Genomic DNA, 15,198 nt, shown 5'->3' on the forward strand with positions numbered 1-15,198 from the left:
GCGGGATCAGGCTGGAGGAATGGCGCGACCTCCACGCATACCCAAACGACTCAGGAACACTCCATTCTCTCGAGAACAGGCGCTCGCCGAAGGTATGACAGCTCGTCAGCTTCAGAGCATGTGTTTGCTACGACTATTTCCTTGTGTGTACGTCCTGAGATCTCATGTTATGACCGATCTCGACTGGATCAAGGCCGCAACCCTCGCCATGCTGAACCGTGCGCGCTTGAGTCATATCAGCCGGATCCGCGCCCTGGGTTTGGATTATGGCCCAGCCTTTCCGGTCGAATTCACAATCCCGACCGATCTGCATCTGGAGATGGATTCGGTGTTTCTGCATCGGACCGAAGTCCTCCCGCCCGCCGACGACATCGCCGTTTCACCGGCCGCCGCGTTCATCGGTTACGCTGCGACGGCCCGACTGATTGACCTCATCAAGGTCGGTGACTGGCTGCTACATGAGGGCCACATGACCCGAAACGAATTGGCCGAATTGGCCCGTTTCCAATTGTGGCGACCGGGCGCGAAGCAGGTCCTAAGGGTGCTGCCACATCTCGACGGCCGGTCGAGATCGCTCAAGGAGTCTGAGACCCGGGCGATTCTGTGTTTCGCCGGGCTACCGCAGCCGGAGGTCAACGTCGACATCCACGAAGACGGCGTGTTCCTGGCTTGTGTTGACCTGTTGTACCGGGCATGGCGGCTCATTGTTGAGTACGAGGGCCGCCAGCACGCGCAGGATCCCCGCCAGTTCAACCACGACATCGGCCGATATGCGGGTTTACGAAGTGCCCGATGGGACTACTTTCAAGTCACCCAAGAACTGCTCGTCCATCCGCGGAGGTTAGCTCTCCGCATACACGCCAAACTCGTCGAACGGGGATACGACGGTCCTGAGCCCGAGTTCGGGGCCCGATGGCGTGCGCTCTTCGAACCCGTCAGAGTCGGTGGCTCAGCAACCTAACGCGCCGAGCGGCGGTGCCTCAGCAACCTAATGAGGTGGGATTAGGTTGCTGAGGCACCGCCCGGTCACGAGATAGGTTGCTCATCCACCGCCTGGTCGGTCGGGCGGGCTATTTTTTGCCGCGGCCGGCGCGGTTGCGCTCATTCGCGTCGAGGATGACCTTGCGGATACGCACCGCTGTCGGGGTGACCTCGACGCACTCATCTTCGCGGCAGAACTCAAGCGACTGCTCCAGCGACAACCTGCGCGGCGGGACCAGCTTCTCGAACAGATCCGAACTCGCGGCGCGGACGTTGCTCTGCTTCTTCTCGCGGACGATGTTGATGTCCATGTCATCGGAGCGGGAGTTTTCGCCGACGACCATACCTTCGTAGACCTCGGTGGTCGGTTCGACGAAGAGCGTGCCGCGTTCTTGGATGTTGGTCATCGCGTATGACGTAACAGCGCCGGCACGATCGGAGACCAGCGAGCCCGACGAGCGTGTGACGATCTCGCCGAACCACGGCTCGTACGCCTCAAACACGTGGTTGGAGATGCCGGTGCCGTGGGTATCGGTGAGGAACTGCGTGCGGAAACCGATCATGCCGCGGGCGGGAACAAGGAACTCCATCCGGACCCAGCCGGTGCCGTGGTTGACCATTTGTTCCATACGGCCCTTGCGGGCGGCCATGAGTTGGGTGATGGTGCCGAGGTACTGCTCGGGGGTATCGATTGTGAGACGTTCGACCGGCTCATGAAGCTTGCCGTTGATCTCACGGGTGACGACCTGGGGCTTGCCGATCGTCAGTTCATAACCCTCGCGGCGCATCTGCTCGACCAGAATCGCCAGCGCGAGCTCACCGCGGCCTTGGACTTCCCAAGTATCGGGGCGTTCGGTCGGGAGCACCTTCAGCGAGACATTGCCGATGAGCTCACGGTCAAGGCGTTCCTTGACGAGCCGCGCGGTGACCTTGGTGCCCTTTTCGCGACCCGACAGCGGGCCGGTGTTGGTGCCGATCGTCATCGAGATCGCCGGCTCATCGACCGTGATCAACGGCAGTGCGATCGGGTTGTCTGGATCGGCCAACGTCTCGCCGATGTTGATGTCGGGGATACCTGCGATGGCGACAATATCGCCGGGACCGGCGACTTCACCCGAAACGCGTTCGAGCTCTTCGGTGACGAGGAGTTCAGTGATTTTCACTTTTTCGACCGAACCGTCGCGCTTCATCCAAGCGACCTGCGCACCCTTGCGGAGCTCGCCTTCATGCACACGTACGAGCGCAAGCCGGCCGAGGAACGGCGAGGCGTCGAGGTTGGTGACGTGGGCCTGGAGCGGCGCGCCCTCGGTGTAGGTCGGGGCCGGGACGGTGTCCAAGATGGTCTGGAACAGCGGAATCAGGTTTTCGCCATCGGGCATTTCGCCATCATTTGGCTGCGTCAGCGAAGCACGGCCGGCTTTGCCGGAGGCGAACACGACCGGGAAGTCGAGGGCAGCATCGCCGTGGCTGTCGTCGATCAGGTCCATGAAGAGTTCGTAGGTTTCTTCGATGACCTCAGCGATGCGGGCGTCGGGACGGTCGACCTTGTTGATGACCAAGATGACCGGCATTTTGGCGTTGAGCGCCTTGCGCAGTACGAAGCGGGTCTGCGGCAGTGGGCCTTCAGATGCGTCAACGAGCAGGACGACGGCATCGACCATGGACAGGCCGCGTTCGACCTCGCCACCGAAGTCGGCGTGCCCAGGGGTGTCGATGATGTTGATGACGACGGTGCCGTCGGCGCCCGGGCCGGAATATTTGACCGCAGTGTTCTTGGCCAGGATCGTGATGCCTTTTTCGCGCTCCAGATCACCGGTGTCCATCGTGCGTTCTTGGAGCTGGTGATGTTCGTCGAAGTGGCCCTGCTGCTGGATCATGGCGTCAACGAGGGTGGTCTTGCCGTGGTCAACGTGAGCCACGATCGCGACATTTCGGCGGTCATTGCGGATGCTGGACATGAAGAAGTACGAGTCCTTGAAATTGAAAGAGGCGCCCGCGAAATGCGGGGCCGATCAATTCTATGGGAAACGCACCGTCTAGCGTGAATCGCACCCCTGAGTCCCACGTCACATTGGTCACATTTGTGCAATGGTTGCATGGAAGTTACTATTTTTCCCGTGCAAGAAATACATCCGGATCAGTTGGCCACGGCGCTTGGGGAATTCGTTAAGCGGCTGTTCAGCATGGCCGAATCCGAGAGTTTTGATGCCGTCACGGGTATGGATCTTTCGTTCTCACAAACGCGTACGATTTTCGTCCTCGCGTGTTCTACCGCGCCTGTCCCCATCAATGAAATCGCCGAAAGCCTCGGGCTTTCGGTCGCGGCAACCGGTCGCAACGTCGATCAACTCGTGCAGCTCGATCTAGTCGAGCGATATGAGAGTCCCACCGATCGACGGGTAAAACTCGTGTCGTTGTCCGAAAGCGGTGAGAAAATTGCTCTGTCCCATATGGAGACAAAACTCGCGGCAATCCGTGACTTTGCGGCTCAGCTTGAACCCGACGTAAGAAAACGTCTTTTCGACGCGCTTCAACCCATACTTGACGGGGACGCCTTGTGCCCCAAGAAGCTGGAGAATTCCATATGACCACCCCTGCAATGCAGGGCGAGTTGCCCGACAAGATCGACGGGACGGTCCTCAAGATCGCCGGCGTCGTCGTCATCGGATCGATCATGTCGATTCTGGACATCACTGTCGTCAATGTCGCACTGCCCACATTCCAACGAGTTTTTGCCACCGGTGGCGAGGAACTCGCATACTCCACCGTTGCCTGGACCGTTACCGGCTATACGTTGGCATTGGCCACCGTCATTCCGCTGACCGGTTGGGCTGCTGATCGCTTCGGCACCAAGCGGCTCTACATGGCTGCGATCGCGCTCTTCACACTCGGCTCGATTCTGTGTGCGACGGCTTGGGACATCAACTCATTGATCACGTTCCGCGTCATCCAAGGTCTTGGCGGCGGCATGCTCATGCCGCTCGGTATGACCATCATGACTCGCGCTGCGGGCCCGCACCGGATCGGCCGTCTCATGGCCATCCTTGGTATCCCCATGATGCTCGGCCCGATTCTCGGGCCGATTCTCGGTGGTTGGCTCATCGACGCCGCATCGTGGCACTGGATCTTCCTGATCAATGCTCCGCTTGGACTCATCGCGCTTATCTACGCGCGCTTCGTGTTGCCCAAGGACTCTCCGGTTCCCTCCGAGTCGTTCGACTTCCTCGGTATGTTGCTGCTGTCGCCAGGTCTTGCCGCGTTCCTTTATGGCATCTCCTCGATCCCCGGCGAAGGCACTGCGGCCTCGGTCAAGGTCTTGGTCCCGGCGATTCTCGGTCTCGCGCTGATTATCGCGTTCGTGTTCCATGCCTTCCGGCCCAAGCACCCGTTGCTTGACCTGCGGCTGTTCAAGAATCGCAACCTCACCGTTTCGATCATCACGATGTTCCTGTTTGCGGCTGCGTTCTTTGGCGGACTGCTGCTCGTGCCGACGTACTTCCAGCAGGTTCGGGGTGAATCGACCACGATGGCCGGTGTGCTCATGATCGCGCAGGGGCTCGGCGCAATAGTCACGATGCCGATTGCCGGTGCGCTGGTCGACCGTATTCCAGTTGGTCGCATCGTCCCGGTCGGGCTTGGGCTGATCATTGTGGGCATGTACCCCCTGACGCAGCTCACGGCCACGACGTCGTACGGGGTTATTGTCCCGGCGCTGTTCGTCATGGGCCTGGGTATGGGTGCCACGATGATGCCGTTGTTCACCGCCGCGCTCAAGACGCTGACCGATCATGAGGTGGCGCGCGGTTCGACGCTGCTCAACATCACGCAGCAGATCGCCAGCTCGATCGGTGTTGCGGTCATGTCGGTCATCCTGACCAATCACCTCAACAGCTCGCCGGTCGTCAGCGGAACGAAGGGTCTACCGGGCCTGCCCGACGGGCTCACCGAGGCCGCGTCGGCAATCGCCTCAACGACCAAGAGCGGCGCCGAGATGATCGCAAAGATTGGCATCCCGCAGCCGATTCTCGACAGCGGTTTCGTCCAAGCAGCGGATTCGTTTGCGTCGACCTTCTGGGTCGCGTGGTTGCTGGTCGTTCTGACCCTCGTACCGGCGTTCTTCCTTCAGCGTAAGCGCGAGGTATCGCACCTTCTTGATGATGAAGCGGACCCCAAGCCGCCCGTCATGGCCCACTAACGCCGAGGAGTCACTCACGTACGCCGAGGAGTCACTCACGTACGCCGAGGAGTCACTCACGCCCCGAATAATCGGTGGCCGGGTGGCTCCTTTGCCGTGTGTGAACGACTCGCGGGCGCACGTGAGTGACTCTTTCCCCCTACTCGCTGCGCTCGTGGGAGGACCCCCTGCGGGAGCGGTGGACCTTGTGGGCAGCGGCCTGGGCGATTGGCTTGACCACCAAAAGGTCAATGTTGACGTGCTGCGGACGCGTCACGACCCATGCAACTGCATCGGCGATGTCCTCGGCCAACAACGGTTCGTCGACCCCGGCATACACCGCATCGGCTTTGGCCTGATCGCCAAGTCGTACGAGCGAGAACTCCTCGGTGTGGACCATGCCGGGCGCAATCTCGGTGACGCGCACCGGCTTACCGTTGAGCTCGAGGCGAAGCGTTTCGGTGACCGCGACCAGTGCATGTTTGACCGCTGTGTAGCCACCCCCGCCCTCGTACGACACGTGTCCCGCGGTCGAACCGATGTTGACGAGCGTGCCAGCACCCGATGCGATCAACGCACCGATAAGCGCCTTGGTGACCTGCATCGTGCCGACGACATTGATGTCATACATGCGTCGCCATTGTTCGGGATCGCCCTCGATGACCGGATCCGAACCGAACGCGCCCCCGGCGTTGTTGACCAACACATCGAGTCGCGGACCGACTGCTTCGGCCAGCGCCTTGACGGCGGCGGCGTCGGTGATGTCGCAGGTCACCGCAGTGCCGTTGATCTCAGCAGCAAGCGCGGTGATGCGCTCGGTACGCCGCGCAGCGCAAAAGACGTGGAAGCCTTCGGCGGCGAGGGCGCGGGCGGTGGCGGCGCCGATGCCACTGCTGGCACCGGTTACAACAGCGATCTTGGAGGTCATGACTTCATGTTCCCAGATGCCCGGGCGCGTCCGCGCTTTGCCGTCAAGGTCATAATGGAGCAGGAAAGGCGCGGTGGTCATGCTTAAGCGAATCGCGATGCTCTCAGCACACACCTCACCGCTGGAGCAGCCGGGCAACGGCGACGCAGGCGGCATGAATGTGTATGTGCTCGAGTTGGCCAAACAACTCGCCACGCGCGGCATTGAGGTCGAGATCTTCACCCGCGCTACGTCCTCGCATCAGCCGCCGGTCGTCGACGCCTTCGACGGAATACTCGTCCATCATGTTGCGGCCGGACCTTTCGAGGGCTTGCAGAAAAATGACCTGCCCGCCCAGCTCTGCTCGTTCGTTCGCGATGTTTTGCGGGCCGAGGTCGAGCGCGAGCCAGGCTACTTCGACCTCGTCCATTCGCACTATTGGTTGTCGGGGCAGGTGGGTACGGTCGCGCGCGAACGGTGGCACGTCCCACTCGTCCACTCGATGCACACGATGGCGAAAGTCAAGAACGCCTCGCTCGCCGCAGGCGACACCCCCGAACCAATCGGCCGCATCCTCGGTGAAGACGAGATCGTTCGGCTCGCCGACATGCTGATCGCTAATACCGCGGAGGAGCGTAGCGATCTGATTGACCTGTACGACGCCGACCCTGACGGCGTGGCGATCGTGCACCCGGGCGTCGATCTCAGCGTGTTCCGACCTGATCGCCAAGCGGAGGCACGCGCAATGCTCGGCATCGATCCCGAGGCGCAGTTGTTGCTTTTCGCCGGCCGCATTCAGCCGCTCAAGGCTCCCGACATGCTGATTCGCGCGGCCGCTGAACTCCTTCGGCGCGATCCGGCGCTCCGCTCCCGGCTGGTCGTCGCGGTTGTTGGTGGCGCATCGGGCACCGGGCTGGACCACCCCGATTCGCTTGTCGATCTGACCCACCGACTCGGCCTGGACGGCGTCGTGCGGTTCGAGCCGACCCTCGATCAGGCTCATCTGGCCGATTGGTATGCCGCTGCGACTGTGGTGTGCGTGCCCTCATACAACGAATCCTTCGGGCTGGTCGCGATTGAGGCGCAGGCCTGCGGGACCCCGATCGTGGCTGCGCGGGTTGGTGGCTTGCCGACCGCGGTGTCTGATGGCGTGACCGGGATTCTTGTCGATGGGCATGTTCCCCACAGCTATGCCGATGCGCTAGCCAGGATCATCAATGACCCAGAGTTACGCGATGCGATGAGCCGCAAGGCGGTTCGCCATGCCGAATTATTTGGCTGGGATGTGACCGCCGACCGTACGCTCGAGGTTTATCGCCAAGCCGTCGAAGCCCACCGAAAGGCCCAAGCATGACCAATAACGATGTTCGCTCAACGATCATCGAGGCGCTCGAGGCATCCGAGATTGAGTACTCCGAACACGGCCCCACGGTCATCGAGGCGTCGCTGCCAGGGACCCGCAAACTCAAAACGGCATGCCGTCTTGAGATCGGCCGGCACGCGCTCGGCATCCACGCTTTCGTCGCCCGCAACCCCGATGAAAATCACGAGGGGGTCTACCGCTGGCTGCTCGAACGCAATCTCAAAATGTTCGGCGTAGCGTTCGCGGTCGACAGCAACGGCGACATCTATCTCGACGGGCGACTGCCGCTGCACGCCGTGACGGTTGAGGAGATCGACCGCATCCTCGGCGCGGTGCTTACCTACTCCGACGACTCGTTCAACACCATCCTCGAGTTGGGCTTTGCTTCGTCGATTCGTAAGGAATATGAATGGCGCAAGGAGCGGGGCGAGTCGTTGCGCAATCTTGACGCCTTCCGCGGTTGGCTCGACAAGGACGTCTGACCCCAGATCGGGAAGGAATCATTCCCGACCCGATACGGTTGTGGGCATCATGAAGGTCCTGATCTTTTCCGATGTCGTCTGCCCTTGGTGCTACCTCGGCGTCGTACGTTTTGAGCGCGCCGCGGCCCTGCATACGATTTTGACCGGCGAGGCCGTCGAGATCTCGCTGCGCGCGTTTCAACTCGATCCCGAGGCGCCGGCCGACGCGGTTCCGTTATTGCCGTATTACGAAACGAAGTTCGGCGGCCCCGAAAGCGCCAAGGCCATCGTCGACCGTATTGTCTCCGCGGGCCGTATCACCGGCCTCGAGTTCAATTTCGCTGAGGCGGTGCGCGGCAACACCATGGACGCACACCGTTTGCTGACCTGGGCCGACGGTCAAGGCGAAGGGATGCAGCGCGGCTTGGCGCACGAGTTGTGGCGGGCTTATTTCCTTGAAGGCGCGGACATCTCTGATCACGACACATTGGCCGCCCGTGCCGGCGTTGTGGGACTCGACCTGACCCGCGCCGATGAGATCCTCGCCGGCGATGAGTTCGCGGCCGAGGTGCAAACCCAACTTGATACCGCGCACGCCTTGGGGATTTCCTCGGTGCCCACAATCATCGTCGATGGAACGCATTCGATCAGCGGCACACAAAGTCAGGATGACTACGTTCAGGCGCTGGCGAACATACGGGCCGAATCGAGTGGAAGCGCAAGTAGCGGCCCCGAATCGACTGAGTAGGATCGCAGACATGAGCGCCCCTTACACCCTGATCCTGCTCCGCCATGGCCACAGCGAATGGAACGAGAAGAATCTGTTCACCGGCTGGGTCGATGTTGACCTCGCACCACAAGGCGTCGATGAAGCTGAGCGTGGCGCGACGCTGCTTGCCGACGCTGGCCTGCTGCCCGATGTCGTGCACACCTCGCTGTTGCGGCGAGCGATCCGGACTACCGAGATCGTGCTCGATGGGATCGACCGGCACTGGATTCCGGTGCGCCGGTCGTGGCGGCTGAACGAACGCCACTATGGCGCGCTGCAGGGCAAGGACAAAAAGGCGACGCTCGCGGAGTACGGCGAGGAGCAGTTTATGACTTGGCGCCGGTCTTTCGATGTGCCGCCGCCGCCGATTACTGCCGACGACGAGTTCAGCCAAGCTGGCGATGCACGGTATGCCGATCTGCCGCCGGAGCTCCAACCGGCCACGGAATGCTTGGCCGATGTCATCGACCGCATGCTGCCTTATTGGTATGACGCGATCGTTCCGGATCTGCGCGTCGGCAAGGTCGTCCTCGTTACCGCCCACGGCAACTCGTTACGCGCATTGGTCAAGCACCTCGACGGCATCAGCGACGACTTGATCACCGGCCTCAACATCCCCACCGGGATCCCGCTGCTCTACGAACTCGACGAACAGATGCGCCCGCTCACCAAGGGCGGAAAATACCTCGACCCAAAGGCAGCAAGCGACGCCATCGCCGCAGTAGCCAAACAAGGCCGCTAACCCCACGATTTGAAGCCTTGCGGCGGTTCCCTGCGACTGTTTAGCCACACAAGGCTTCAAATCGCGGGGTCAAGGCTTCATATCCACAGGCGGCTCGGCTGCGCGGTTGTCCACAGCTTGCGGATTTCATTCGTTCAGTTGGGCCTGCCACTGCGCAGGCTGGTTGGATGCCGAAGAAACGGATCATTCCTCCAGAGCTCATGTGCGGGCCCTTCACCGCCGTATTCGCAGCATCGCTCGGCGTCACAATCGCCGTTCTGCGCGGACCTCAGTTCGTCCGGTTGTTCCGCGGCGTCTATGTCTCCGCCAGCGTTCCGTTGACCTTGCGGGTCTGGATTGAGGGGGCGCTGCTCGTGCTGCCCAAGGATGCAGTCGTCAGTCATGTGAGCGCGTTGTGGCTCTACGGGATAGAGATTGGGCCGCAGTGGCCATTGCATTTTTCGACCAACACGGTGTTGGTCTCCAAGCACCGGCTGCTCGACCTGCACCGGCGGATCGGGCGGCTCACCGACCAGGGCCACGGCAAGATCCCGGTGCTCGGCCCCGACCGTACGTTTGTCGATGCCTCGCCAAGTCTCTCGATCGTGCAGATGTTGCAAGTGGCCGAAATGTTGCTCAACTTCAAGCTGACGACGCTTGAAACATTGTGGGAGTTCGTGCTGTCGCAGCATATCGATGGTGTCGTCCGCGCACGGAGAGTTCTCCTGTGGGTTCGCGAAGGGGTCGAGTCCCCGATGGAGACCGTCGTCCGTCTGATGATCGTGTTCGCGCGGCTGCCTGAGCCCGAATGCAATCCCAACATCTTCGACGCCAACGGGAACTTCGTCGCGCGTGGAGACATGGTCTATTTCCGCTGGAAGGTTGTCGTCGAGTATGACGGTTGGCAGCATGAACGCGACGCCAAACAGCGACAACGTGATCGTGAACGACGGGAGCTCCTCGAGGGTCTCGGCTGGCGGGTCATCGTGATCACCTCCGAGGACCTCAAAGACAAGCGGGAGGTCGTACGCCGGGTCCATCGGGCCATCGACGCCAGGGGCTACGCGGGATCCGAGCCGAGCTTCAACGACTCCTGGGATCGGTGGTTCGCCGCGATTTGAAGCCTTCCTCACTCGATTTGAAGCCTTGTGTGGCCAACGGCCCCGGGAAGCCCCATAAGGCTTCAGATCGCGGGCTCAGGGCCTACGGCCTCTAGTCCTCGTATTTGTAGCCGAGGCCTCGTACGGTTGTGAGTCGTTTGGGGTTGGCGGGATCGACTTCGACTTTGGTGCGGAGCCGTTTGACGTGAACGTCGAGAGTTTTCGTGTCCCCGACATAGTCCGCGCCCCACACCCGATCGATCAGCTGGCCGCGCGTGAGCACCCGGCCGGTGTTACGCAGGAAGAACTCGAGCAACTCGAACTCCTTGAGCGGCAGCCGCACCTCGGTCCCGTCGACAGTGACGAGATGCCGGTCGACATCCATCCGGACCGTGTCGACCTCAAGGGCAGCGAGATCATCGCCTAACTCAGCCGCACCACGGCGAAGCACAGCACGTATTCGGGCCACCAATTCACGCGGACTGTATGGCTTCGTGACGTAATCGTCGGCGCCGAGTTCGAGGCCCACAACCTTGTCGATCTCGGAGTCCTTTGCGCTGACCATGATGATCGGGACCTGCGAAGTCTGCCGGATCTGCCGGCATACTTCGGTTCCGGAGAGACCCGGCAACATCAGATCCAGCAGCACGATATCGGCGCCGCCGCGATCGAATTCGGTCAGCGCGTCGGGGCCAGTCTCGGCGATTGCAACCTCGAAGCCCTCCTTGCGCAGAACGTACGACAGGGCCTCGCTGTAACTTGTTTCGTCTTCGACTACCAGGACCTTGGTCACGGACTCTCCTCGGGTTCGGGGCGGAAGGCCGGCAGGATCAACGTGAAGGATGACCCTTCGCCCGGCTCACTCCATATGGAGACGCGGCCGCCATTGCTGGCCGCGACATGTTTGACAATCGACAACCCCAAGCCCGTGCCGCCGGTGGAGCGGGCCCGCGCGGGGTCGACGCGGTAGAACCGTTCGAAGATCCGATCGATCTCCTCAGTCGGTATGCCGACGCCGTGGTCGCTGACCGTGATGTGAATTTCGTCGTCAAGTGTTGTGGCTGTGATCGTCACCTTGGAACCCTCGGGGCTGTAGGTCACGGCGTTCTCGACGAGATTGGACACGGCGGCATGAACTTGAGCCCGGTCGCCCAGCAGGAACAGATCAGGTTCGGCCCGGCTGGTGACCTCGATCTGTTTGTCCTCGGCGTCGGTCCGGCTGTGCTCGCAGGCCTCGGCGACCAGGTCATCCACGTTGAGCACCGCGGTGTCGTCGCTGTTGACATCTTGTTGGAGACGCGACAGGTCGATTATTTGTTGGACCAACCGGGTAAGCCGTTCGCTTTCGGTGGTCATCCGTGCGGAGAACCGGGTGACGGCCGCTGGATCGTCACGCGCCTCACCGACGGCCTCAGCGAGCAGTTGAAGCGCACCGATCGGAGTCTTCAACTCATGGCTGACATTGGCGACGAAATCGCGGCGGATCGATTCGAGTCGATGCTCGCGCGTATGGTCGTCGGCCAGAATCACGATGAGGCGGGAGGTGAGCGGAGCGACCCGGGCGAAGATGTGCAGTGGCGCAGTCCGTTTCTTCGGAAGCGTGAACTCCAGCTCACGCACTTGACCGTCGCGGCGGACTTCGTGGACCAAAGTCAGCAACTCCTCGGGTGCTAATAACCGGTCGCCGCTGACGATGTCGAATGCGTATGCCTGAGCGGTTGCCTTTACGACAGTGTCTGAGTCGTCAATTAGCACGACCGCCGACGATAGGACTGAGAGGACTGCCTCGGCGCCGGCCGGAATAATCGATACTGGCAGTTCGGGCCGCTTGACCCGTTGCTTCTCGCTAAACATCCAATAGAACGTTATGGCAGCACCGGTGATGGCCCCGAACAGGCCGACGAGGAGAAGCTGCACGTTGAGTTCCACGACACTGATCGTACGCAGGACAACTGCCGGACATGGCATCCGCTCGTGCCATCTGCGCACAGATTCTTGTGCTGTTCACCATGCGTTCACAACAGGCCGCCTGCCGTTCACCTGAGTTGCCTAACGTGGGCGACATGCGAGATCAGTATTACGAGCAACTTGATGCCATTGTCACCGACTTGGTCGACCTCACCAACAAGGTCCGGCAGGCGGTTGGCGCGGCCACTACAGCGCTCCTTGAAGCCGATGGACAGCGTGCCGAAGCGGTTATCGCCGGCGATAAATTTATCGACGAGTCCACTGAACTGATCGAGGAGCGCACGCTCCTGCTATTGGCGACCCAACAACCGGTCGCGACCGATCTGCGCCAACTCGTTGCAACGCTGCGTATGGTGGCCGACCTTGACCGGATGGGCGACCTGGCCGTCCACATCGCGAAGGTTGCGCGCAGACGGATGCCCGATGTGGCGGTTCCTGAACCGTTACGACCGTCGATCCTGCAGATGGCGGTCGTGGCCGATCAGATGGTTGAGGCGGCAGCACGCATCGTGGCCAACCGGGATGTCGTTGCCGCTGCACGGCTGGAGGACGAAGACGACGAAATGGACCAACTCCGGCGGGGCCTGTTCCGTGTGCTGCTCAGCGACGATTGGGATCATGGCGTCGAGCCGGCGGTCGACATCGCTCTCATCGGGCGTTATTACGAACGTATCGGCGACCATGCCGTCTCAATGGCACGCCGGGTCGTCTACCTGGTGACTGGCGAACTCAGCGCCTGAAACCTTTGCATCAATGCCATCGGGCCCCTTCGCATACGCTGCGAAGGGGCCCGATGGCCGGTATGAGTTCAGGCCGCCGGTGTTGACTCGACCGGGCCGGGGCCGGCTGGTTTCGGGGTAGGCGTCCCGGTAACGATGCCGTCGTACATCGCGGTGCGGCGAACGACGGGCACGCTCATTGTGACCGGTGCAGCCTTGTCGAAATTGAAAGTGATTTTGACATTGTTGCCGACTTTGAAGTCGCCGGTTAGAACGATCTCGCCAGCGGTGCCGGGCATGTAAGACTTCGCCATCGTGAGGTCGACTGGGCCCAGGAATTTTGAGGCCAACGGTTGTCCCGATTGGGTTGTTGTCTCGACCGTGGTCAGTTTTTCCGGCGCTTTGAGTTGGTTGATCAAGGCTGCAGAGAGTGTCGCAGTGCTGTCGCCATTGTCAACGAAGAGGGCGCCGAGTACGTAGACCGAGGCGTCACGCTCGTCCGTTCCGATGCCAGCCTGGTACTGCTGATTCGTTTGGGTACCAAAACCGGTCGCACAACCGGTCAGGGCGAAGGTCGCTGCGACTGCGGTACCTACGGCCACAATGCGACGACGTCGAACTGAGCTCACAACATGCCTGCTTTCCTGCCGGTCGGATCAACATGCTGATCGTACCGAAACCCGATCGAGTTGGGTGTTTCGGCCCATGTCTACACCCTTTCGTCACAAAGGAGGGGCCAAGTGCTGTCAGTAAAACGTGTTAGACTGGTCACCTAAGAAAGGTACTTTTTATATGACTTTCGCTGTTGGCGAGACCGTTGTTTATCCCAATCACGGTGCTGCAGTAATAGAAGATATTGAGACCCGCAAGATCAAAGGCGAGGATCAAGATTATTTGGTTCTACGCATCGTTGCACAAAACGATTTGATCGTCCGGGTCCCTGCCTGCAACCTCGACCTAGTAGGTGTGCGTGACGTTGTTGACGAAGAAGGCCTCGAGAAGGTTTTCGGCGTCCTGCGAGCCGAGCACGTTGAGGAGCCGACCAACTGGTCGCGCCGCTACAAGGCCAATCTGGAGAAGTTGCATTCCGGCGACGTGATGAAGGTTGCTGAGGTCGTTCGCGATCTGTGGCGTCGCGATCACGAGCGCGGATTGTCCGCTGGCGAAAAGCGTATGCTCGCCAAGGCCCGACAGATCCTCGTCTCGGAGCTCGCGCTGGCTGAGCACACCAATGAGGATAAGGCCGAGATTCGGCTTGACGAAGTTCTCGCCTCCTGAATTGAATATGACCCTGAGTTGAATATGACCCTAGGTTCGATTTGACCCTAGGTTCGATTTGACCCTAGGTTCGATTTGACCCTAGGTTCGATTTGACCCTAGGTTCGATTTGACATAATGCCCCCGCAGCACGCCGGTCGGGGGCGTTGTCATGCCCGCCCCGGATGGGCGGGGTCTGAGCAACCTAACCCCTCAGGCGGCGGTGTCTGAGCGACCTAATGGCTCAACAATTAGGTTGCTGAGCCACCGCCCGCGGGGTTGGTCACAAGGGTATGAGTAGGGCAGTGGCAATCGCCGCGACGCCTTCGCCCCGACCGGTGAGGCCAAGGCCGTCGGTCGTGGTCGCGGACAGACTGACCGGGGCGCCGATGGCGGTGCCAAGAACCTGCTCGGCCTCATCGCGGCGCGGTCCAAGTTTTGGCCGGTTGCCGATCGCCTGCACGGAGACGTTGCCGATCTCAAAGCCGGCGGCCCGAACACGGGACGCGGCTGCCAGCAAGAAGGTGATCCCGGACGCGCCAGCGAACGCTGGATCGGCGGTCCCGAAATTGCTACCGATGTCACCGAGCCCGGCGGCACTCAGCAGGGCGTCGACGATCGCATGCGCGACGGCATCACCGTCAGAATGTCCTTCAAGTCCCTCGGCTGCATCGGGCCATTCGAGGCCAGCCAGCCACATCGGCCGACCGGCGACAAGGCGATGGACGTCGGTGCCGATCCCGATACGCGGTGTGTTCACGGTTCGATCATGCCTTAT

Annotated in this window: 16 protein-coding genes; 10 read left to right on the top strand and 6 right to left on the bottom strand. The window is 61.1% G+C overall.

Annotation, left to right across the window (positions count from 1 at the left end):
- Positions 1–169 precede the first annotated feature (169 nt).
- The gene (locus tag AC2YB9_RS03460) at positions 170–961 is read left to right on the top strand and encodes a hypothetical protein (protein ID WP_487267365.1); all 792 of its coding nucleotides are present in this window, start codon (positions 170–172) and stop codon (positions 959–961) included.
- Between the two features lie 109 nt (positions 962–1,070).
- Here the strand turns inward: AC2YB9_RS03460 and typA are convergent, their stop codons facing one another.
- A complete protein-coding gene (typA, locus tag AC2YB9_RS03465; RefSeq protein WP_487267366.1) occupies positions 1,071–2,939 on the bottom strand; it encodes a translational GTPase TypA in 1,869 nt (622 codons plus the stop codon).
- Between the two features lie 159 nt (positions 2,940–3,098).
- Here typA and AC2YB9_RS03470 point away from each other — a divergent pair, with 159 nt between their 5' ends.
- Entirely contained in the window at positions 3,099–3,569 is a 471-nt protein-coding gene (locus AC2YB9_RS03470) for a MarR family winged helix-turn-helix transcriptional regulator (protein ID WP_487267367.1), read from the top strand.
- Positions 3,566–5,176 carry a DHA2 family efflux MFS transporter permease subunit gene (locus AC2YB9_RS03475; protein ID WP_487267368.1) on the top strand — a complete coding sequence of 537 codons (1,611 nt, stop codon included), beginning with the start codon at positions 3,566–3,568 and terminating at the stop codon, positions 5,174–5,176. Before AC2YB9_RS03470 ends, AC2YB9_RS03475 begins: the two co-directional genes overlap by 4 nt.
- A 139-nt stretch (positions 5,177–5,315) precedes the next feature.
- Here AC2YB9_RS03475 and AC2YB9_RS03480 read toward each other — a convergent pair whose 3' ends face one another.
- Positions 5,316–6,083, bottom strand: coding sequence for an SDR family NAD(P)-dependent oxidoreductase (locus tag AC2YB9_RS03480; protein WP_487268558.1), 768 nt, complete (start codon positions 6,081–6,083; stop codon positions 5,316–5,318).
- A 79-nt stretch (positions 6,084–6,162) separates the two neighbouring features.
- Between AC2YB9_RS03480 and mshA the strand changes: the two genes are divergently transcribed.
- The 5 genes from mshA to AC2YB9_RS03505 all read left to right on the top strand — a co-directional run bounded on the left by mshA (position 6,163) and on the right by AC2YB9_RS03505 (position 10,497).
- Entirely contained in the window at positions 6,163–7,416 is a 1,254-nt protein-coding gene (mshA, locus tag AC2YB9_RS03485; protein WP_487267369.1) for a D-inositol-3-phosphate glycosyltransferase, read from the top strand.
- Positions 7,413–7,907 (top strand): type III secretion system chaperone family protein, encoded by a 495-nt coding sequence (locus AC2YB9_RS03490; RefSeq protein WP_487267370.1) that lies wholly within the window; start codon positions 7,413–7,415, stop codon positions 7,905–7,907. Before mshA ends, AC2YB9_RS03490 begins: the two co-directional genes overlap by 4 nt.
- 49 nt (positions 7,908–7,956) lie before the next feature.
- Positions 7,957–8,634 carry a DsbA family oxidoreductase gene (locus AC2YB9_RS03495; RefSeq protein ID WP_487267371.1) on the top strand — a complete coding sequence of 226 codons (678 nt, stop codon included), beginning with the start codon at positions 7,957–7,959 and terminating at the stop codon, positions 8,632–8,634.
- 10 nt (positions 8,635–8,644) lie between these two features.
- Positions 8,645–9,397: a phosphoglyceromutase gene (locus AC2YB9_RS03500; protein WP_487267372.1), complete on the top strand. Its 753-nt coding sequence runs from the start codon at positions 8,645–8,647 to the stop codon at positions 9,395–9,397.
- 167 nt (positions 9,398–9,564) lie between these two features.
- Complete coding sequence (locus tag AC2YB9_RS03505) at positions 9,565–10,497, top strand: DUF559 domain-containing protein (RefSeq protein ID WP_487267373.1); 933 nt, start codon at positions 9,565–9,567, stop codon at positions 10,495–10,497.
- Between the two features lie 91 nt (positions 10,498–10,588).
- Here the strand turns inward: AC2YB9_RS03505 and AC2YB9_RS03510 are convergent, their stop codons facing one another.
- A complete protein-coding gene (locus AC2YB9_RS03510; protein ID WP_487267374.1) occupies positions 10,589–11,269 on the bottom strand; it encodes a response regulator in 681 nt (226 codons plus the stop codon).
- Entirely contained in the window at positions 11,266–12,405 is a 1,140-nt protein-coding gene (locus tag AC2YB9_RS03515) for a sensor histidine kinase (RefSeq protein ID WP_487267375.1), read from the bottom strand. Before AC2YB9_RS03515 ends, AC2YB9_RS03510 begins: the two co-directional genes overlap by 4 nt.
- Before the next feature lie 32 nt (positions 12,406–12,437).
- Here AC2YB9_RS03515 and phoU point away from each other — a divergent pair, with 32 nt between their 5' ends.
- Positions 12,438–13,184, top strand: coding sequence for a phosphate signaling complex protein PhoU (phoU, locus tag AC2YB9_RS03520; protein ID WP_487267376.1), 747 nt, complete (start codon positions 12,438–12,440; stop codon positions 13,182–13,184).
- 68 nt (positions 13,185–13,252) lie between these two features.
- Here the strand turns inward: phoU and AC2YB9_RS03525 are convergent, their stop codons facing one another.
- On the bottom strand, positions 13,253–13,792 hold the full coding sequence (locus tag AC2YB9_RS03525; RefSeq protein ID WP_487267377.1) for a hypothetical protein: 540 nt from the start codon (positions 13,790–13,792) through the stop codon (positions 13,253–13,255).
- Positions 13,793–13,955: 163 nt separating this feature from the next.
- Here AC2YB9_RS03525 and AC2YB9_RS03530 point away from each other — a divergent pair, with 163 nt between their 5' ends.
- Positions 13,956–14,441, top strand: coding sequence for a CarD family transcriptional regulator (locus tag AC2YB9_RS03530; RefSeq protein ID WP_487267378.1), 486 nt, complete (start codon positions 13,956–13,958; stop codon positions 14,439–14,441).
- A 262-nt stretch (positions 14,442–14,703) separates the two neighbouring features.
- On the opposite strand, the gene ispF is transcribed toward AC2YB9_RS03530, so the two are convergent.
- Positions 14,704–15,180: a 2-C-methyl-D-erythritol 2,4-cyclodiphosphate synthase gene (gene ispF / locus AC2YB9_RS03535; RefSeq protein WP_487267379.1), complete on the bottom strand. Its 477-nt coding sequence runs from the start codon at positions 15,178–15,180 to the stop codon at positions 14,704–14,706.
- Positions 15,181–15,198: the final 18 nt, after the last annotated feature.

It is taken from the genome of Aeromicrobium changchenzhani (assembly GCF_057586615.1).